The organism is Enterococcus sp. DIV0546 (assembly GCF_051712785.1).
GTDB lineage: Bacteria > Bacillota > Bacilli > Lactobacillales > Enterococcaceae > Enterococcus > Enterococcus faecalis.
The window spans coordinates 2,584,696-2,605,727 of the sequence record NZ_JBIOPO010000001.1 but is presented as its reverse complement, the minus strand read 5'-3'; the positions used below and the strand labels follow the sequence as shown (position 1 = coordinate 2,605,727).

Annotated in this window: 16 protein-coding genes; 12 read left to right on the top strand and 4 right to left on the bottom strand. The window is 40.9% G+C overall.

The genetic code is table 11. The features are described 5' to 3' along the window. Positions 1-57: 57 nt before the first annotated feature. On the top strand, positions 58-687 hold the full coding sequence (locus IGJ24_RS12620) for an NAD(P)-dependent oxidoreductase (RefSeq protein WP_289865735.1): 630 nt from the start codon (positions 58-60) through the stop codon (positions 685-687). Positions 688-762: 75 nt separating this feature from the next. On the opposite strand, the gene IGJ24_RS12615 is transcribed toward IGJ24_RS12620, so the two are convergent. After that, entirely contained in the window at positions 763-1,968 is a 1,206-nt protein-coding gene (locus IGJ24_RS12615; protein ID WP_002367468.1) for a sunset domain-containing protein, read from the bottom strand. A gap of 191 nt (positions 1,969-2,159) precedes the next feature. Between IGJ24_RS12615 and IGJ24_RS12610 the strand changes: the two genes are divergently transcribed. The 10 genes from IGJ24_RS12610 (at position 2,160) to IGJ24_RS12565 (ending at position 14,970) form a co-directional block, all read left to right on the top strand. Then, on the top strand, positions 2,160-3,404 hold the full coding sequence (locus IGJ24_RS12610; RefSeq protein WP_010710870.1) for a competence/damage-inducible protein A: 1,245 nt from the start codon (positions 2,160-2,162) through the stop codon (positions 3,402-3,404). Between the two features lie 113 nt (positions 3,405-3,517). After that, a complete protein-coding gene (gene recA, locus IGJ24_RS12605) occupies positions 3,518-4,564 on the top strand; it encodes a recombinase RecA (RefSeq protein WP_002354860.1) in 1,047 nt (348 codons plus the stop codon). A gap of 396 nt (positions 4,565-4,960) precedes the next feature. Next, positions 4,961-6,517 carry a ribonuclease Y gene (rny, locus tag IGJ24_RS12600; RefSeq protein WP_002354863.1) on the top strand — a complete coding sequence of 519 codons (1,557 nt, stop codon included), beginning with the start codon at positions 4,961-4,963 and terminating at the stop codon, positions 6,515-6,517. A 159-nt stretch (positions 6,518-6,676) separates the two neighbouring features. Beyond that, positions 6,677-7,474 (top strand): TIGR00282 family metallophosphoesterase, encoded by a 798-nt coding sequence (locus tag IGJ24_RS12595; RefSeq protein ID WP_002354864.1) that lies wholly within the window; start codon positions 6,677-6,679, stop codon positions 7,472-7,474. A gap of 73 nt (positions 7,475-7,547) precedes the next feature. Beyond that, positions 7,548-7,934 (top strand): RicAFT regulatory complex protein RicA family protein, encoded by a 387-nt coding sequence (locus IGJ24_RS12590; protein WP_002359008.1) that lies wholly within the window; start codon positions 7,548-7,550, stop codon positions 7,932-7,934. After that, complete coding sequence (mutS, locus tag IGJ24_RS12585) at positions 7,935-10,511, top strand: DNA mismatch repair protein MutS (protein WP_002354867.1); 2,577 nt, start codon at positions 7,935-7,937, stop codon at positions 10,509-10,511. A 31-nt stretch (positions 10,512-10,542) separates the two neighbouring features. After that, positions 10,543-12,675: a DNA mismatch repair endonuclease MutL gene (mutL, locus tag IGJ24_RS12580; RefSeq protein ID WP_289865736.1), complete on the top strand. Its 2,133-nt coding sequence runs from the start codon at positions 10,543-10,545 to the stop codon at positions 12,673-12,675. Between the two features lie 24 nt (positions 12,676-12,699). Then, a complete protein-coding gene (locus IGJ24_RS12575; protein ID WP_002354869.1) occupies positions 12,700-13,254 on the top strand; it encodes a Maf family protein in 555 nt (184 codons plus the stop codon). 132 nt (positions 13,255-13,386) lie between these two features. After that, positions 13,387-13,824 carry a peptide-methionine (R)-S-oxide reductase MsrB gene (gene msrB, locus IGJ24_RS12570; RefSeq protein ID WP_002354871.1) on the top strand — a complete coding sequence of 146 codons (438 nt, stop codon included), beginning with the start codon at positions 13,387-13,389 and terminating at the stop codon, positions 13,822-13,824. A 174-nt stretch (positions 13,825-13,998) separates the two neighbouring features. Then, positions 13,999-14,970, top strand: a complete 972-nt coding sequence (locus tag IGJ24_RS12565; RefSeq protein ID WP_002381060.1) for a ribose-phosphate diphosphokinase — start codon at positions 13,999-14,001, stop codon at positions 14,968-14,970. 51 nt (positions 14,971-15,021) lie between these two features. Here IGJ24_RS12565 and IGJ24_RS12560 read toward each other — a convergent pair whose 3' ends face one another. From IGJ24_RS12560 to IGJ24_RS12550, 3 genes are all read right to left on the bottom strand, one after another. Then, positions 15,022-15,555, bottom strand: a complete 534-nt coding sequence (locus IGJ24_RS12560; RefSeq protein ID WP_077932660.1) for a CPBP family intramembrane glutamic endopeptidase — start codon at positions 15,553-15,555, stop codon at positions 15,022-15,024. Between the two features lie 890 nt (positions 15,556-16,445). Continuing rightward, complete coding sequence (gene pgmB, locus IGJ24_RS12555) at positions 16,446-17,096, bottom strand: beta-phosphoglucomutase (RefSeq protein WP_002395988.1); 651 nt, start codon at positions 17,094-17,096, stop codon at positions 16,446-16,448. Between the two features lie 14 nt (positions 17,097-17,110). Continuing rightward, a complete protein-coding gene (locus IGJ24_RS12550; protein WP_289865737.1) occupies positions 17,111-19,855 on the bottom strand; it encodes a glycoside hydrolase family 65 protein in 2,745 nt (914 codons plus the stop codon). A gap of 261 nt (positions 19,856-20,116) precedes the next feature. On the opposite strand from IGJ24_RS12550, the gene treR reads away from it, so the two are divergent. Beyond that, on the top strand, positions 20,117-20,830 hold the full coding sequence (treR, locus tag IGJ24_RS12545; RefSeq protein ID WP_194178248.1) for a trehalose operon repressor: 714 nt from the start codon (positions 20,117-20,119) through the stop codon (positions 20,828-20,830). Positions 20,831-21,032 lie beyond the last annotated feature (202 nt).

The following is a 21,032-nucleotide window of genomic DNA, read 5'->3' as shown; positions in this document are numbered from 1 at the left end:
CTCTCTACTTTTAAAGTATTAAATGTAACTATTTTAGTTCTATTTAAAAATGAAAGGATGATTTACATGAAAGTAGCAGTATTAGGAGCAACAGGAAAAGAAGGACAATTACTTTTAGCAGAAGCTAACCGTCGCGGGATGGACGTGACAGCCATCGTTCGTAATGCTTCAAAAATAACAGATGGCACACCGACCATTGAAAAAGATGTTTATCAATTAACAACAGAAGATATCCAAGCGTTTGATGTATTAATTAGTGCCTTAGGATTCCCTGATGTGCAAGATTTCCCCAAATCTACCCAGCATTTGATTGAGATTTTAACCAATCAAAAAACGCGCTTGTTTGTCGTTGGGGGCGCTGGAACCTTGTATGTGGACCCAGAACACACAACTCAATTAAAAGATACACCATCATTCCCAGCAGAAATTCAGCCATTAGCTTCGGCGATGGGCGAAGCTTTAAACTTATTGAAAGAAGCTCAAAACATCCACTGGACCTATATTAGTCCTGCAGCCATGTTTGATGCTGAAGGTCCTGCGACAGGCCATTATGAAGTCGCTGGCGAAGAATTAACAACCAATAGTCAAGGTGACAGCTACATTAGTTACGCAGACTACGCCGTTGCCATGTTAGATGAAGTGGAAAGTAATGCACACCCAAATCAACGAATTAGTGTGTATCAATAAAAAACAAGAAAATGGGGCCTCCGTTAAAACAACGGAGGCCCCATTTTCTTGTTTGATTAATTATTGCTAATGTATTTACTGTTTGGGTGCTCGGTATCCTGCTGCTTCTGCTTCTTCAACAGTAGAGAACCAAGCTACTGGATTCGTAGTTCTATTATAATATCTACTTCCAGGTACATGATAAATTCCATTACGTGACCCTTTAATTAAGGCGTTACCGCTTGGTGCTTCCGCAGCAGCCGTCTCGACTTCCGCCGGCGCCTGTGCGGCTTGTTGCGCCTCTGCTTCAGCTTGCGCTTTTGCTGCCGCTTCGGCTTGTTCTTTTTGCGCTTTTTCAGCGGCTAGTTTTTGAGCTTCTGCTTCTTTTCGTTGTTTTTCTTTGTGGGCATCTAATTGAGTTTTAACAACGGCTACCCGTTTTGTTAAAGCTTGATTTGGGGAGTTTAAAGCGTCAATTTGTTTGACCGCTTCATTATAGTAAGCTTCATTGGTTGGTTCTTGTTCAGCTTTTTCAACAGCGGCAGTTGCACTGGCGACTAATTGTTCATTTTTTTCTTTTTCAGCGATAGCGGTTTGAACAGTCGTTAATCGTTGTTGAAATCCTTCTTTGCCAACTGGGGCAGCAGCTACTAATTTTTCAGCTGCTTGATAATCGCTTTTACTTTTAGATTTTTCAGCAGTTGTAACTGCTTCATCAACAGGTACTGCTTCTTTGATTTTTTCAAGGCGATCATTGTATTCCTCGTATTCTTGACTTAATGAAGATACTAAGGTTGCGGCTTCATCATAGTTTTTCTGAGAAGGTTGTTTTTCAGCGTAAGCTAAGGCTTTTTCTGTTTTGGCCAATTCTTGCTCAGAATCTGTGATGCTCGCAATAAATTCTTTTGATGGTGTGACTTCGACTGATTTTTCAACTTTGGTATCTTTCTTCTCAGCAACAAAAGTGATTTTTTGCGTTTTTTCATCGGACAGTTTTACTTTGTAAGCAAACGTTTTGTCTTTCGTTTTTACTTCCTTGCCATTGGCCGTTAGTTTGCTGTTGCCGTCGTATTCGCCTTTGATGGTGGCTGAGCCATTGGCATCGGTTTCAACACTCTCTGCATCAAGTGAAAGTGTCGGGGAAGAATCTGTCGTGGCAACCCCACCAATAAATAGAGCGGCACTTGCTAATGCGGCATAGCCATATTGTTTTTTCGGTTGTTTCTTAATTAATGCTTTGATAGTCAGTCCCCCGCTGACAAGTAACCCTAATAGACCCAAAAGTACTAATACTACACTCATTCATTTCTCTCCTTTCGATATAACGTTATTATACAATGTGTTGTGAGAAAATGAACATTTTTTTCGTAATAATTAATAAATTTCCTGATAAAAAAATTATTTCCTGGAGCTCAAATTCTTTTGTAAAAATTTTGTTGTGCTAAAATGGAAAGTGAGTTTAACTACGTATGTTATTAGAGAAGGGGAAATCAATGAAAGCAGAAATCATTGCAGTCGGAACAGAGTTATTACTGGGACAAGTAGTGAATACCAACGCAACCTTTTTATCAGAAGAGTTAGCTGCGCTAGGCATCGATGTTTACTATCAGACCGTTGTTGGCGATAACGGCGGACGCTTAGAAACGCTACTAACAGAAGCAGAACAAAGAAGTGATTTAATTGTCCTATGTGGAGGGCTAGGACCTACAGAAGACGATTTAACCAAGCAAGTTGTCGCACAACATCTCCATAAATCATTAGTAGAAGATCAAGAAGGATTGAACCGCTTGCACCAGTTTTTCCAACAGTCTAAGCGGCCAATGACGGAAAATAATCTACGACAAGTGTTAGCCATTGAAGGTGGACAAGTTCTTCAAAACCCGACAGGATTAGCGGTTGGTTCTTTCGTAACAGAAGGCACAACAAGCTATTTGCTCTTACCAGGGCCGCCCAATGAATTAATTCCGATGTTCCAACAAGCGGCACGACCTTTATTGATTGATGCGTTTCCACAAGAAGAACAATTGATTTCAAGAGTCTTGCGTTTTTATGGGATTGGTGAATCACAGCTGGTGACCGAGATTCAATCGTTGATTGCGCACCAAACGAATCCAACCATTGCGCCTTATGCTAAGCCTAATGAAGTGACACTTCGTTTAACAGTTAAAACAAAAGACTTAGTAGCTGGCGAAGAATTATTAACAGCGACGGAAGAAAAGGTTTTAGCTAAAGTGGGAGACTATTTTTATGGGTATGGGGATGACAATAGTTTAGCCAAGGTAACAGTGGATTTGTTATTACAAAACGGACAAACCGTCACGGCTGCTGAGAGCCTCACCGCTGGCCTATTCCAAAGTACACTGGGGGAAATTGCGGGTGCTTCGAAGATTTTTAAGGGAGGCTTCGTGACGTATTCGCAAGAAACAAAAGAGAACTTTTTAGGAATTTCTCATGAACTTTTAGAAGAGCATGGCACGGTAAGTGAAGCGTGTGCCAAAGAAATGGCAGAGAAAGCGCGTCAGTTAGCTAAATCTAACTATGGTTTATCATTTACTGGGGTCGCTGGTGACCCAATCGAAGGTCAACCGACAGGCACTGTTTGGATTGGGCTGGCGGAAGAAGGCCAACCAACCGTTGCAGAATGTTTCCATTTTAACCGTGACCGAAATTATATTAGACAGAGTGCGGTTATGCGAGGGTTAGATCTTTTGCGGCGCCGAATCATTAATAAAAAATAAATATGCGAATGTTTGTTCGGTTTTTTCTTGCTTTTTTGGTACAAAAGAGATATGATAGACCTATTAACAGGAAATGAAAAATAAGTTTATATAAATTAAAGGAGGATTATCCATTGGCAGATGATCGTAAAGTGGCTTTAGATGCCGCACTGAAAAAAATTGAAAAGAACTTTGGGAAAGGCTCTATTATGAAATTAGGCGAAAAAGCTGATCAAAAAATTTCAACTATCCCTAGTGGTTCTTTAGCGTTAGATGTTGCATTGGGCGTAGGCGGGTATCCACGTGGCCGAATTATTGAAGTATATGGTCCTGAGAGTTCAGGTAAAACAACTGTTTCTTTACACGCAATTGCAGAAGTGCAACGAAATGGTGGAACAGCCGCTTTTATCGATGCTGAGCATGCATTGGATCCTCAATATGCGGAGAAACTAGGCGTTAACATTGATGAATTACTTTTATCTCAACCAGATACTGGGGAGCAAGGCTTAGAGATTGCCGATGCCTTAGTTTCAAGTGGTGCGATTGACATCGTTGTCATCGACTCGGTTGCTGCGTTAGTTCCTCGTGCAGAGATTGATGGTGAGATGGGAGCGAGCCATGTCGGCTTACAAGCTCGACTAATGTCTCAAGCACTACGTAAATTATCAGGCTCAATTAATAAGACAAAAACAATTGCTATTTTCATTAACCAAATTCGTGAAAAAGTTGGCGTGATGTTCGGAAATCCTGAAACAACTCCTGGTGGACGTGCATTGAAATTCTACGCAACGGTTCGTCTAGAAGTCCGTCGTGCAGAACAGTTAAAACAAGGAACAGACATCGTCGGTAACCGCACAAAAATTAAAGTCGTTAAAAACAAAGTGGCGCCACCATTTAAAGTGGCAGAAGTTGATATCATGTATGGCCAAGGGATTTCCCAAGAAGGCGAATTACTAGATATGGCTGTGGAAAAAGACCTTATCAGCAAAAGTGGTGCTTGGTATGGCTACAAAGAAGAACGAATTGGCCAAGGCCGTGAAAATGCCAAACAATACATGGCGGATCATCCTGAAATGATGGCAGAAGTGTCTAAATTGGTCCGTGATGCATATGGCATCGGTGACGGTTCAACCATTACAGAAGAAGCAGAAGGTCAAGAAGAATTACCCTTAGATGAATAAATAACGAGTGAATACGACTCGTTAAGAAGAAGGACAACACTTACTGAACAGGACAGGTGTTGTCTTTTTTTGTTTAGAACTAAATTGTTAAAGAGACTGTTGTCCATGTCCGAACCCATCCACATCAAGCAGCTTAGTCAAACGGCAGACTATGCGGCGTTTGTTCTAAAATTTAAACAATTCGTGACGGCGGAAACCTAAAAATGTGACGTTGTCTAATATTTGCTGCCCTTTCCAAAAGAAAGGGCTTTTTTAAGTTGACACCTTTCGCGACAAACATTAGAATAAAATTGTGTGTATGCACAAATATGCAAGTAGGCATATTGATAATTGATTTTAGTTTATCAAAAAACTACAAGATATGAATTAACAAAAAGATAGTATGGAGGTGGAAATATGGTTTTAAATATTCTCCTCGCTATCGTCGGTTTGATTGTCGGTCTTGGTTTAGGATTTGTTATTGCAAAGTCACGTCATGATAAAGCAATAAATGGTGCAAAAATTTCAGCGTCGAGTATTCTCGAGAACGCTCGGAAAGAATCAGAAACACTGAAAAAAGAAGCATTGCTAGAAGCTAAGGAAGAGAACCAGAAGTATCGTTCAGAAATTGAAAGTGAGTTGAAAGAAAGCAGATTAGAACTTAAATCTCAAGAAAATCGTTTAATTCAACGGGAACAAACGTTGGATCGTAAAGATGACTCTCTTGAAAAACGTGAAGGCTCACTGGAAGAAAAAGAAGAGAAACTTGGTGCTAGACAGCAATTAATTGATGAGCGAGAAAAAGAAGTAGAAAACTTAATTAATCAGCAACATCAAGAATTAGAACGAATTGCTTCCCTTTCAAAAGAAGAAGCAAAATCGATTATTATGAAGTCAACAGAAGAAGAGTTGAATCATGAACTAACCTTGATGGTCAAGGAGTCAGAACAACGTGCCAAAGAAGAATCTGATCGCAAAGCGAAGAACTTGCTTTCCCTAGCAATTCAACGTTGCGCCGCCGATTCTGTTTCTGAAACAACTGTTTCCGTGGTCACTTTACCAAATGATGAGATGAAAGGTCGCATTATTGGTCGTGAAGGACGTAATATTCGTACATTGGAAACATTAACAGGGATTGACTTAATCATTGATGATACGCCAGAAGCGGTTGTGTTATCCGGATTTGATCCAATCAGACGAGAAATCGCTCGAATGACCTTGGAAAAATTAATCCAAGATGGTCGGATTCATCCCGCTCGTATCGAAGAAATGGTAGAAAAATCACGTAAAGAAATGGATGAACGGATTCGTGAATACGGAGAACAAGCAGCCTTTGAAGTAGGTGCTCATACGTTACATCCTGATTTAATTAAAATTTTAGGCCGTTTACGTTTCAGAACAAGTTATGGTCAAAATGTCTTGAACCATTCAATCGAAGTAGCAAAACTAGCTGGCGTTTTAGCCGCCGAATTAGGCGAGGATGTTCAATTAGCCAAACGTGCAGGGTTACTACACGATATTGGGAAAGCATTAGATCATGAAATTGAAGGTTCTCACGTTGAGATTGGCGCAGAATTAGCTGCGAAATATAAAGAAAATTCAGTAGTTATTAATGCCATTGCCTCGCATCATGGTGATGTGGAAGCAACCTCAGTTATTTCTGTTTTAGTGGCAGCCGCAGATGCGTTATCTGCAGCCCGTCCAGGTGCACGTAGTGAATCGTTAGAAAACTACATTCGCCGCTTAGAAAACTTAGAAAATATTTCTAATAGTTTTGAAGGCGTTGATTCAAGTTTTGCTGTTCAAGCAGGACGTGAAGTTCGTGTCATGGTGAAACCAGAAGAAATTTCTGATTTAGAATCTGTTCGTTTAGTTCGAGACATTCGGAAGAAAATTGAAGATGACTTGGATTATCCAGGACATATCAAAGTAACGGTTATCCGTGAAACACGTGCCGTTGACTATGCGAAATAAAATAAAAAGCGAATAAGTATCGCGTGTAGTGTCTCAACGAACAATTGCAAGGATTGTTCGTTGAGACACTTTTTTTAATCTTTTAAAACCAAAACTTTCTTTTCAAAGCGAAAACAACTATAATAAACAAGAGATGTTAAAAAGAGAAGAGGAACCTTTTTGCGTATATTATTTATAGGAGATGTTGTCGGTTCTTTAGGAAGAGAAGCCCTAGCAACGTATGTCCCTAAATTAAAGAAGAAATATCGTCCACAAGTGACCATTGCCAATGGTGAAAATGCGGCATCTGGTCGGGGAATTACTGGCAAGATTTATAAGAAATTTTTGCAAGATGGTGTCGATGTTGTTACGATGGGCAACCATACGTGGGACAACAAGGATATCTTTGAATTCATTGATGATGCGAAGAAAATGGTTCGTCCAGCGAACTTTCCAGAAGATGTGCCTGGTCAAGGAATGGTTTTTGTGAAAGTCAATCAATTGGAACTAGCGGTGATTAATTTACAGGCCCGCACATTTATGGTGCCATTGGAAGATCCTTTCAAGAAAGCCGCCGAGCTAGTGGCTATCGCTCGCAAACGGACACCGCTCATTTTTGTGGATTTTCATGGCGAAACGACGAGCGAAAAACAAGCCATGAGCTGGTTTTTAGATGGCCAAGTTTCAGCCGTTGTTGGAACACATACGCATGTTCAAACAAATGACGCTCGGATTTTACCGAAAGGGACAGCCTTCTTAAGTGATGTCGGTATGACCGGTCCTTATGATGGGATTTTAGGAATGAAGCGTGAACCGATTATTGAGAAGTTTATGACAGCATTGCCGAAGCGCTTTGAGGTAGTCGAAACAGGGCGGACAATTTTATCTGCCTGTATTTTAGAGATTGATGACCAAACGGGCCAAGCGAAGATGATTGAGCCGATTCAGATTAGCGAAGATCGCCCGTTTCAAGAATAATAGAAGAAAAGTTAATCTCGGATAATTAAGAGGTTAACTTTTTCTGCTCTTATAGAAAAAGTGCCGGTGAAAGATGAAGGTGAAAAAAATGGAGCCGTTGAATTTAGATGCACAAAGTAATAAAGAATTAGAAAAATTGTTACATTTAATTGGACAAGATGAAGTCATTCAGCGCTACCAAGCGATTGAAGAAAAGGTAAAGAAAAACAAAAAGCTGACAGAATTAGTGGAAGAAATTAAAGCTGCGCAAAAAGATGCGGTTCAATTTGCTCACTATGGCAAACCAACTGCTGAAAAAGAAGCCATTCAACGAGCTGATGCGAAAACAAAAGAATTTGATGAGCACCCACTCGTTGTAGCCTACCGCGAACAACTGATCGAAGCCAATGACTTAGTCCAACATGTCACGGCGCTCATTCAATACCGCGTGAACGAAGAGCTAGAGAAGGAAGGGAATTAAATGCCACAAAAGACAAAAAATACACCCATGATGGAACAATATTTGTCCATTAAGGCCCAATACAAGGATGCGTTTTTATTTTATCGCTTAGGTGATTTTTATGAATTATTTTATGAAGATGCTATCAATGCAGCGCAAATCTTAGAATTGACGTTAACCAGTCGTAACCGCAATGCGGATGATCCGATTCCTATGTGTGGCGTTCCTTATCATGCCGCGCAAGGCTATATTGATACGTTGATTGAGCAAGGCTATAAAGTAGCGATTTGTGAGCAAGTGGAAGATCCAAAGACTACCAAGGGCATGGTCAAACGAGAAGTGGTCCAGTTGGTAACACCAGGAACGGTGATGAATAGTAAAGGCTTGGAAGCCAAAGACAATAATTACTTAACCGCTGTGCTAACAGATGGTAATCAGTTTGGTTTTGCCTATGTAGATTTGAGTACAGGCGAATTAAAAACAGCAGTCTTGGCTGATGAAGAGGGCGTTTTAAACGAAGCTTCTGCGTTGCAAACAAAAGAAATGGTCCTAGGTTCAGGGATTCCTGAATCGTTAAAAGAGAACTTAAGTTTACGTTTAAATATTATCTTTTCGACACAAGAAACGGTGGAAGAAAATGCCGAGTTTAGTTTTTTAACCAATGAACTGATTAATCCATTAGAAATTGAAATTACAGGTAAATTATTATCTTATTTATCCGTTACCCAAAAGCGGAGCTTGTCCCATATTCAGAAAGCTGTGGAATATCAGCCAGATCATTTCTTGAAAATGGATCATTATTCTAAATTCAATTTAGAATTGAGTCAGTCGATTCGAACAGGACAGAAAAAAGGGACTCTATTGTGGCTATTAGATGAAACGAAAACAGCTATGGGCGGCCGTTTGTTGAAACAATGGTTGGATCGTCCGCTAATTCAGGAACGTCAAATTAAGGCGCGTCAAGAAATGGTGCAATCCTTATTAAATGCCTATTTTGAACGCTTGGATTTGCAAGCAGCATTGACGAACGTTTATGATTTAGAGCGGTTAGCAGGACGCGTGGCATTCGGCAGTGTGAATGGGCGTGATTTAATTCAATTACGGACCTCTTTAGAACAAGTACCAACGATTCGACAGTTAATTGTCGGGATCAATCAAGGGGAATGGGATGATTTGTTAGTCGACTTAAACCCTGTTGAAGATTTAGTGGCATTGATTGCGACGGCGATTAATGAAGAAGCCCCTTTACAAATTACTGAAGGAAATGTTATTAAAGACGGCTATAACGACCAATTAGATGAATACCGTGATGCCATGCGTAATGGTAAGCAATGGTTAGCGGAGTTAGAAGCGAAAGAACGCCAAGAAACAGGCATTAAAAACTTGAAGATTGGCTACAATCGTGTCTTTGGTTATTTCATTGAAATCACTAAGTCAAATTTAGCGAATTTAGAAGAAGGAAAATACGAGCGGAAGCAAACATTAGCTAATGCGGAGCGCTTTATTACGCCCGAACTAAAAGAATTAGAACGTTTAATCTTAGAAGCCGAAGAAAAATCAGTTGAACTAGAATATCAATTGTTCTTGGCTGTGAGAGAACAAGTGAAAACGAACATTGATCGGTTGCAAACACTGGCTAAAACCATTAGTGCGGTTGATGTTTTACAATCTTTTGCAACAATTAGTGAACGGTATCAATACGTTCGACCAACGTTAAGAAGTAACACGAAAAATTTGGCGATTGTCGAAGGACGACACCCAGTCGTGGAAAAAGTTTTAGGGCACCAAGAATACATTCCAAACAGTATCCGCATGAACCCAGAAACAGATATTCTCTTGATTACTGGACCAAACATGTCAGGGAAAAGTACCTACATGCGTCAATTGGCTTTGACGGTGGTCATGGCGCAAATTGGCTGTTTTGTACCAGCGGAAAGTGCTGAAATGCCGATTTTCGATCAAATTTTTACACGGATTGGGGCCTCTGATGATCTAATTGCAGGGCAAAGTACCTTTATGGTAGAAATGATGGAAGCCAACCAAGCACTGCGGCACGCCACGCCTAACAGCCTAATTTTATTTGATGAATTAGGACGCGGCACGGCAACCTATGATGGAATGGCGCTAGCGCAAGCCATCATTGAATATATCCATCGTGAAGTACAAGCCAAAACGCTATTCTCTACACATTATCATGAACTAACTGTTCTAGATGAAACCTTAAAAGGCTTGAAGAATATTCACGTGGGCGCTGTCGAAAAAGATGGCGAAGTGGTCTTTCTTCATAAAATGATGGAAGGACCTGCTGATAAGAGCTATGGGATACACGTTGCTAAAATCGCTGGTTTACCAAGCCCGCTTTTAGAACGAGCAGCCACCATTTTATCTGCTTTAGAAGCGGAAGAAACAACGATTCCAAGTTCAGTTCATCATGAAGAAGTTTCAGAAGTCCATGAAGAAACCGAGCAACTTTCATTATTTAAAGAAGTTTCAACAGAAGAATTAAGTGTCATTGACACATTGAAGAAAATGAATCTATTAGAAATGACACCACTAGATGCGTTAAACATGCTTCATCAATTGCAAAAACGTATCTAATTAGGAACCGAACCGGTTAGGAGGTCGTGAAATGGGGAAAATTCAAGAACTATCCGAACAACTAGCCAACCAGATTGCTGCTGGTGAAGTTGTTGAACGTCCCGCTTCTGTCGTCAAAGAATTGGTGGAAAATGCACTGGATGCAGGAAGCACTCAAATTGATATTTTTATTGAAGAAGCTGGCTTGAAAACCATTCAAATTATTGATAATGGTGAAGGAATTGCCAAAGAAGATGTACTGAATGCCTTCAAACGCCATGCCACAAGCAAAATTCATACAAGAGATGATTTGTTTCGAATTCGCAGCTTGGGGTTCCGAGGCGAAGCCTTACCAAGTATTGCCTCAGTTTCTGAAATGATTGTCGAAACTGCCACAGCTGAGGAAGAAGAAGGCAGCTATGTGATTCTAAAAGGGGGCAAGGTCGAAGAAAACCGACCAGCAGCCCTCCGTAAAGGCACAAAAATGACCGTTTCTAATTTATTTTATAATACGCCCGCTCGTTTGAAATACGTCAAAACGATCCAAACGGAATTGGCCAATATTGGTGACATTGTCAATCGTCTGGCGTTAAGCCACCCTAAAGTCGCTTTTCGCTTAGTTCATGACGGCCACAAAATGATGAGTACAACAGGCAATGGTGATTTAAAACAAACGATTGCCGGGATTTATGGCATTAGTACCGCAAAGAAAATGTTGAAAATTGAAGAAAAAGACCTTGATTTTACTTTGACAGGGTATGTTTCATTGCCAGAAGTCACACGGGCCAGCCGCAACTATTTATCAACGATTATCAATGGTCGTTATATTAAAAATTTCGCGTTAAATAAAGCAATTGTAGCCGGCTATGGTTCGAAACTAATGGTGGGGCGTTTTCCAATTGCTGTGTTAGAAATTGAAATGGATCCGCTGTTAGTCGATGTCAATGTCCATCCTACTAAGCAAGAAGTTCGTTTAAGTAAAGAAAAAGATTTAATGGCATTAATTGAACAGGCGATTCAAGAAGTGTTGAGCCAAGAACAGTTGATTCCCAATGCGGCAGACAATTTGCGTTTTAAAAAGAAACTACCGCCAGAACCTAAAGCCGAACAAATGGAAATTCCTTTATCGACTGAACAACCTGCGGTAAAACAACGACCGGGCAGCTTAAGCTATAATCCCGCAACAGGCCGCTTCTATGCGGAACATGCGACAGACGAAACACCAGCCTCAAGCGCCCCTGAAGCTGTCAACCAGACAGAAAGAGCAGTGGACTCAATGGACGATCCATTTGCGCCGCCAGTGCCAGAATCAACGAGTGTAGCAGAAGAAACGTCAGCTTACGAAACCTCTTCGGCAGCTGTTGATTCCGCAAATCATTGGGAAACAGCTAGTAATGAGCAACAGATAATAGACGAAGAAACGAAAATAACTGAAGTATCTGATTCAGAACCTTCTCTGCGTTCATCAGAGGCTGCTGACGAGGTTTTCCAAGAAGAAATGAAACTTCACCCAGAATTCGATGCCAATAGCGCTGCGAGTCAAAGAGAACTGAAACAAGCCCTGAACAAGTTGGAAGAAGAACGACCAACAGAACGTTTTCCTGAGCTAGAGTACTTCGGTCAAATGCACGGAACTTATTTATTCGCACAAAGCAAAGATGGCCTGTTTATTATCGACCAACACGCTGCCCAAGAACGAATTAAATACGAGTACTTCCGTGAAAAAATTGGCGAAGTCAGTGATGATTTACAAGAACTATTGGTACCAATCGTTATTGATTATCCAAATAGCGATGCCTTGAAAATTAAAGAGCAGAAAGAAACCCTTGCGGAAGTCGGCATCCATTTGGAAGACTTTGGACAAAATAGTTTCATTGTGCGGGCGCACCCAACTTGGTATCCTGCAGGCGAAGAGGAAAGCATTGTTCGCGAGATGATTGACATGTTGCTAACAACTGGCTCGGTCAGCGTGAAAAAATTTCGTGAAGCAACCGCCATTATGATGAGCTGTAAGCGATCCATCAAAGCCAATCATTACCTCAATGAGCAACAAGCACGCGTGCTATTAAAAGATTTAGCTTTGTGCGAAAATCCGTTTAATTGTCCGCATGGACGTCCGGTGCTGATTCATTTTACGAATTCAGATATGGAACGAATGTTTAAACGCATTCAAGACCCCCATTAAAAAGAAACGAGGCGTCATCATTTTATGCAAATTATTTTAGCATCCCAATCTCCTCGCCGTCAGGAGTTATTAAAGCGTGTGGTCCCAACTTTTACGATTGCACCAGCCGATATCGATGAAACTGTTGGTAAAGACGGCTTACCAGCAGAATATGTGGCGCAAATGGCTGCCCAAAAAGCAGCGGCTATAGCAGAGCAATCCCCCGAAGCACTAGTCATTGGCTGCGATACAATTGTGGCATTGGCGGGAGAAATCCTCGGCAAACCCACTTCTCGGGAAGACGGTTATCGCATGTTGCGCCTCCTAAGTGGCAAAACACATGACGTGTATACAAGTGTGACGTTGAAACAAGGGGAAAAAGAGCGCTCCGCGACAGTTCATTCAACCGTTACGTTTTATCCACTGACAGACACGGAAATCCATGCTTACTTAGATACCGCAGAATATGCCGACAAAGCAGGCGCTTATGGTATCCAAGGACAAGGAGCATTACTAATTGAAGCAATCGCTGGCGATTATTACGCCATTATGGGCTTACCAATTGCCAAAGTAGCCCGACTACTAAAAGAATTCAACTAATAAAAGACAGTCCTTTTCATTCGTCAAAAAGAGAAAGGACTGTCTTTTACTATGCAAACTATTAGGTGCCTGTTTGGCAAACGTGGTATCATTGAACCCAATAAATTGAACAGAAGAAAAGGAGTGGACAGAATGACAAAACCAACAGAAGAAGAATTAAAACAAACCTTGACGGATCTTCAATATGCCGTCACACAAGAAAACGCAACAGAACGCCCTTTTTCAGGAGAATATGATGACTTTTACCAAGACGGAATCTATGTAGACATTGTTAGTGGCGAACCGTTGTTTAGCTCCCTAGACAAATACGATGCTGGTTGCGGCTGGCCATCCTTTACGAAACCAATTGAAAAACGTGGCGTCAAAGAAAAAGCTGATTTTAGTCACGGCATGCACCGAGTAGAAGTTCGCAGTCAAGAAGCGGATTCACATTTAGGGCATGTTTTCACTGATGGCCCACTCCAAGAAGGCGGCTTACGTTATTGCATTAATGCGGCAGCTTTGAGATTCGTGCCAGTGGCAGATTTAGAAAAAGAAGGCTATGGCGAGTACCTTTCTTTATTCAAATAATCCTCATTTTTTAGACAAATACGATAAAATAGTTAGAAGAAAGCGACTTTTGATGAATATCTTGTATGAAATACAGAAAATCTCTTGATTTATTTGGCTAGGACTACTATTATTTTAGAAGGAAAGTATTGTTCAGTTTTAACGAATTGGCTGAAATAGAAAGTGGAGGTTCTAATGTCGAAACATTATTTTGATCCAAGATTGAAAATCTTTTCTTTGAACTCTAATCGTCCCTTAGCAGAAAAAATTGCGGATGCTGTGGGTGTGGAGCTAGGAAAGTGCTCTGTAACACAATTTAGTGATGGCGAAATTCAAGTGAATATTGAAGAAAGTATTCGTGGTGCACATGTTTACGTCATTCAATCAACAAGTAGCCCTGTTAACGATAACTTAATGGAACTATTAATCATGATTGATGCGTTAAAACGTGCGAGTGCTAAAACAATTAACGTGGTTATGCCTTATTATGGGTATGCACGTCAAGACCGTAAAGCACGTGCCCGGGAACCAATCACTGCTAAACTTGTTGCAAACATGATTGAAAAAGCTGGTGCAACAAGAATGTTGACATTGGACTTACATGCGGTCCAAATTCAAGGATTCTTTGATATTCCAGTGGATCATTTGATGGGTGCACCATTAATTGCCGATTACTTCATCGAACACGGCATTCAAGGCGATGACGTCGTTGTTGTTTCCCCTGACCATGGTGGTGTAACGCGTGCGCGTAAATTGGCAGAATTCTTAAAAGCACCAATTGCGATCATTGACAAACGTCGTCCAAAAGCGAACGTAGCAGAAGTAATGAATATCATTGGTCATGTGGAAGGCAAAACATGTGTCTTAATTGATGACATGATTGACACAGCGGGGACAATTTCTCTTGCTGCAAACGCATTGAAAGAAGCCGGAGCAAAAGACGTTTACGCTTCTTGTACACATCCCGTTTTATCAGGACCAGCCTTACAACGTATTGAAGATTCAGCAATTGAACGCTTAGTTGTAACAGACTCTATTTACCTATCTGATGATCGTAAAATTGCAAAAATTGACGAAGTCAGCGTTGGTGAATTAATCGGAGATGCGATTAAACGTATCCACGAAAACAAACCAGTTAGTCCGTTATTTGAAACAAAAAATAAATAATTATAAAAACCGCCCACATCATTTTTCTGATGTGGGCGGTTTTTTTGTGTATTATAAATTATTTAATAGCAAATGAATCGCAAGAGGATACGTGAGATTGTTATTACAGAAATAATAGGTAGAGGCTAAAACCCAGCCCATTCCACAATAAAAAAGCATGGAAATTGATGGTAATAGTCCATGGCTAAGACCAAAAAAAAGACCAGAAAAAAATATTTTACATAAGACACTTCGAGAGGTGTTTTTTATAAAAAATAAGTTCATAAAAATGCCACGAGTCAAGAGTTCTTCTATTATAGGTGAAAAGAGTCTAGTATGAAGGGCCATTAAAACAGGTGCTACATTTCGGACTTCATTAATATAATGTTGATTTTCTGGAGTAGGAATGCGTGAGAAAAGTAAATTTAGAATAATAGAAAATAAGAACATGCCAATAGCTAGTAATAGACTTTTAAAGATAGCTTGCATTTTTTTCTTTACTATTTTTTTATAGAAAACTGACAGCACGATAATAATAATTAAAGATAGTACACTATCAAAGATAATCAAGGCTTTTTCGTTATTTTTTATAGCTATTAAGCTCATTCCAGTTAATGCTTCTATGCTGGGTAGGGCTGTCAAAAAAGTGAACAGGAGATAAAGAAGTGTTTTTTTCTTTGTAGATAATTTTGTTTCGATACTATAACAACCTCCTTTTCTATTTTGTCAGAATGATATGTTTACAAATTGAACTACTAATCAAGGAATAAAAAGGAAATGAAAAAATGATGCTTCCTCTATTGTGACTTTTATTATAATTAGATAAAATATAGATGTCAAAAAGATTAAAAAGGTTGGAGCTTTAAAAATATTGGAAAGGAGTATACAAATGAAAAAGATAACTGAACGACCAAACATCAAAATCTTAATTAAGATTTTGATGTTTGCCCTATGTTTTTATGCGGGGATAAAATTCGTTGATTTCATTTTTCCGTTAGTAGGATTTAAACAATAAGCAAAAGAAATGAACGTGGAGACAAGCACAAAGGACCGTGAACTTCGTTGCTAATAGTAAAGTATTGGTCCTTGGAAACTAAAAAGCTGTTAAAAATGACAATAAAAAATAACCGTCAACTTTGACCAAGCACGGTTATTTTTAAATAATTAACATGGTTACCGTCTTAAACGGCTCTACATCAGAGAGGTATGTTGACGCATATCTCTCTTTTCGTTTTTATTATAGCATATTTTCCCGAAAAGTACGAATAAATTTAGCGTTAATCCGTGAAATTATAAAAGCTGTTAAAAATGACAATAAAAAATAACCGTCTACTTTGACCAGTACGGTTATTTTTAAATAATACAATCGGTCACCGTCTCAAACGGCTCTACACTAGAGAGGTATGTTGACGCATCTCTCTCTTTTCATCTACATTCTAGCATAGATACAATGTAGATGAAAAGAAGTGCCTGCTGCTAAAGGTTCTTGTCCTTCTTTAGCGATTGAGCAGTGCATCAACGCTTAGTTCAGTCATTTCAGAGACTTGCATGTCGGCTCCGATTAAGGGTTGGTTGGCCGACAAGCCGACGGCATAGACGCCCGCGGCTTTCAAGCCGTCAATGCCTGATTGTGCATCTTCAAAGCCAATGGCGTTTTGCGGTAGCACGCCAATACTGTCAGCGGCGGCTAAAAAGATTTCAGGATCAGGTTTGCCTTTGCTTAACGATTCGGGATCGACAATTGTGGCGAAGTACGCGCGCACGCCTAATTTTTCCAAAATCAGGGGCGCGTTTTTTGAAGCCGAAGCCACGGCACAGGGAATGTGACGTGCTTGGGCTTGCTGTAGCAATGGCACGACACCAGGTAAAACATCTTCTGTCGTTAAATGTTCTAATAATTGAACGTAGTGATCATTTTTTTGCTGAGCTAAGGCTTCTTTTTCTGCTGGAGTAAACGCATTTTCACGGTGGCCATGGGCTAAAATGCGGTCCAAGGAATCCATCCGACTAATGCCTTTTAATGTTTCGTTGAAGGTTTCGTCAATGGGAATGCCTAGCGAATCGGCCAACGCTTTCCAAGCTTGATAATGAAATTTGGCGGTATCAGTAATGACACCATCCAAATCAAAAATAAATCCAATCGTCATTGTGGTTCGCTCCTTTATTGATAATGTACTTCTTTTGGTCGTTCGGCGGTTAACGGAATCAACGCGCCCTGAACCAATAATTGTGTGTCTCTATCTGCTGTAATCGTGACACTGGTTTGTGTTAATGAAAATTGATACGTCACGCCTTGATGAATAAACTGGAACGTCAGCGCTTGCCAATGTTCAGGTAAGTTTGGACAAATTGATAACTCGTTCTGGCGCGTGTCAACGCCTGCATACGTCGCTAAAGTAACGTGGATCGTCGCAGCCATGACCCCTGTATGAATCCCTTCAGCGGTCGTGCCACCTTGAATGTCACGATAATCGGAATACAACGCTTCTTGATAAAGTTGCCAAGATAGCTCATGGAATTGCGCCATTTCTGCCAATTGGGCATGAACAATTCGTGACAAAGTCGAACCATGAGACGTCCGTTTTAGATAATACAAAAGATTTTTTTCCAAATAATCCGCAGGCAATTGATACCCTAAATCTTCTAAAATTTGATCCACCCGAGTTTTGTCTAAGTTGTAGAACAACATTAACGTGTCGGCTTGTTTCGCCACTTTGTAATCATCGGGAGATTCTCCTTCGGCTTTTAAAATTCGATCCATGCGGTAAATATTGCCGTATTTCTCTTTCATCGCCGCCCAGTCAATCTCTTTTAAGCCGAAATACCCTTCATATTGCGCAATAATGCCGTCAGAATTAACTTCAATTTCCAGTGAATTTTGAATTTGCTGCATGCGGGCTAAATCATCCGAAGTGGTCTGCGTTTTGGCAAAAAGTTGTGCCTGTTCTTCCTCAGAGAAAAGTGCCAAAATGTTGGTTAATTCTTCGAATAGCCAAACCACCATCAAATTCGTATAGGCGTTGTTTTTCAAGCCGCTTTCCGCTTGGTCTGGATAGCCCTCGTGAAACTCATCAGGTCCCATCACTTTATCAATAAAAAACCGTCCTGTTGCGTCATCTAACGTCGCAGCGCTGTTCCAAAATTGAGCGATTTCTAACAACATTTCGCCGCCATATTGTTTCATAAATTCATGATCCTGTGTACTATGCCAATACAACCAAGCATTGTAAGCAATCGCCAAGGACACATGTCGTTGCAAAATACTATGATCCTCGCCCCAATGTCCATTCAACGGATTTAAGTGAAGTTTTTGCGTGGTTTCACGCCCATCACGCCCTGATTGCCACGGATACATTGCGCCACGATACTGGCTGGCCGCCGCATTTTCCTTCGCTTTCTCTAATCGGTGGTAACGATACAGCAACAATTGTTTCGCTGTGTCAGGATAATGTTGAATATAAAAAGGTAAAATAAAAATTTCATCCCAGAAAATATGTCCACGATACGCTTCACCATGCAAGCCTCGGGCGGTAATCGAGACGTCCAATGCTTGGGCTTGGTTGCTAAAAGGCGAAGCCGAAGCCAGCAAGTGATAACTGTGAATCCGCAAAAGTTTTTGAGACATCAAATCACCTGTCACGGTAATGTTGGCTTGTTGCCAAAGGGTTTGCCAAGCGCGGGCGCTTTCCTGAGCGGCGGCCGCAAAAGAGTCCTTCGGCGTAAACGGTACCTGCCAACTTTGTTCGGCGTGGCTGGCTTGCACAAAGACTTGTTTTTCTAGCGTATAGCACGTTCCTTGGTGCGCCATCACGGTCACCACTTGGGCGATTTTTTCCGCTTCTTCTTGAATCATAATGGCTTCTTTTTCAAAAAAATCACCGGTTATCAAGGCCGTTTCTCGGACACTCAAGTTGGATTGATTGGTACAAACCTCAATCACGGTTTTGTTTTCCTGCGCGCTTAATGCTGTCACCTGAAAATGTTTCGCTGTTAAGTTGCGATACCGCGCCACGTTATAGTTGTAGACACTGCCATCCGTGACGGTTTTCAAAGTAATCGGGGCTGAAAAGTTTAACGGCTCAAACGTATATTGCAGATGATAGTCATTCGGCTGTGCCATATTGGCGATTTTTTTCGTGGTTAATTTAATTTGCTGATTGTCCGCATCTTTCAAAATCATTTCTGCGACAAACAATCCCGTTTTCAAGTTCAATTGACGGTGTAATTGTTGTAGCGTGTCTGGAGAAATCGTTAACCAGTCAGTGGCATCGCCAATTTTTAAAGCGATGTGTTGGTTGTCAGGAGCATTGACGAAATCTTCATTTTCCACTACTTGACCCGCAACTTCCGAAGCCGCTGTATTATAAAGCCCCGCAATGTAGGTCGCTGGATAATGATCATCAGAAATCGTCATCTCAGGTGTTGTGCCGCGCAAGCCTAAAAAGCCATTGCCGACAGTTAACAGGGACTCCACCGCATATTCATTTTTCCCAGGCACGTAGCCATAATAGTCCAAATGCCAAGCCAGATACTGCCGTTTTTCTTCAAATGCTGCCAGCAGATTCGGTGCCGCCGCTTGTTCGGCTGCCGTTAAAAGTGGCGTGTTCAACTGTTCCGCGAATGCTTGAATCACCGCTTGCGGAACCAGCGCCAACGTTTCCTCTGGCGAAAAGAAATCCGCTGGGAAATCAGCCACAATCCCCCCTAGAATCGGCGCAGCCTCTGCCACAATCAATTGGCACAGTTCAGGAACCGTTTCTTCGATAGTCAAGGCTTCAAAAGGGAACGTTTTTTGGTGAAGCGGTTCCAATTTATGGTTAAAAAAAGTCGTCGTGAGTTGGTTCGTTGCGAATGTTAATTCTAAAATGGTCATGTTTGGCGCCTCCTTGTAAACTTGTATAGACATGTTGTATTTGACTACAGTATAGTATGAACGAATCAGAATTACAAGGATTTTCCCTAGATTCTTGGGAAAACTTTTCCAGAAGGGGGCAGCAACAGACTACGCTGGGTCCGGAAAAAAGGCGGTCAAGCAGTGGTTTGGCTGGGGTAGTCAGTGGCGTAAGCAGGGCAGAAAGTGTGGGGGATTTTTCTGACCAGCTCTAGGTTTTTCGGAGGGAATATGCTATGCTTTTAGAAAAGAAATTGTTGGTAGAGGAGGATCGGCATGAACAAGTTTCATGACATATTTTTAGAATTAGAACAACAAATTGTCCAAGGCGACTATCAGCCAGGCGATTTATTACCTAGTGAAAATCAATTAGTGGAAACTTACAATGTTTCCCGTGAAACAATTCGGAAAGCCTTGAATTTACTAATTAACGCTGGCTACATTCAGAAAAAACAAGGCAAAGGCTCGATTGTGCTCAACTTTAAAAAGTTTAATTTTCCTATTTCAGGGGTGACCAGTTACAAGGAGTTGCAACAAACGCAGCATATTGAAAGTCATACCCATGTGGTTTCCTTAGAAGAAATTCCTGTGGCGCACAACTTGGCTCAGTTGACTGGCTGGAGGGAAGGGGCCCCTGTGTGGCGCTTAGTTCGGCAACGGGAGATTGAAGGGGAAGTCGATATTTTAGATATTGATTACTTGATTAAAGAGATTGTCCCAAAATTGCCGAAGCACCGTGCCGAAGATTCGATTTTCGATTATCTGGAAAACGACCTTGGCTTGGCGATTAGTTACGCCCAGAAAGAGATTACCGTGGAACCGCTCACAGAGATGGACAAGCAGCTGATTGGTGAAGTGGAAGGCAATCATGTCGTCGTGGTCCGCAGTATTATGAACTTGGAAGATACCCGCTGTTTTGGCTATACGGAATCCCGTCACCGCTTAAACAAATTTAAGTTTGTGGAATTCGCCCGTCGCCGTAAATTGTAAGTCTTAGTGACGAACAAATATAAAAACGGCTGTCATTAAATGAAAATTGACGGTTTTTTCGCAAGAACCGCCGGTAAATGTATAAGATTTTAGGAGAAAACGTCAAGAAGTAGAGGTCTAACTCTTACTTTTTGACGTTTTCTTCTTGTTTTTTAAACAAATTTGACGAAAAAATCATTAAATAACATTTATAAATATCAAA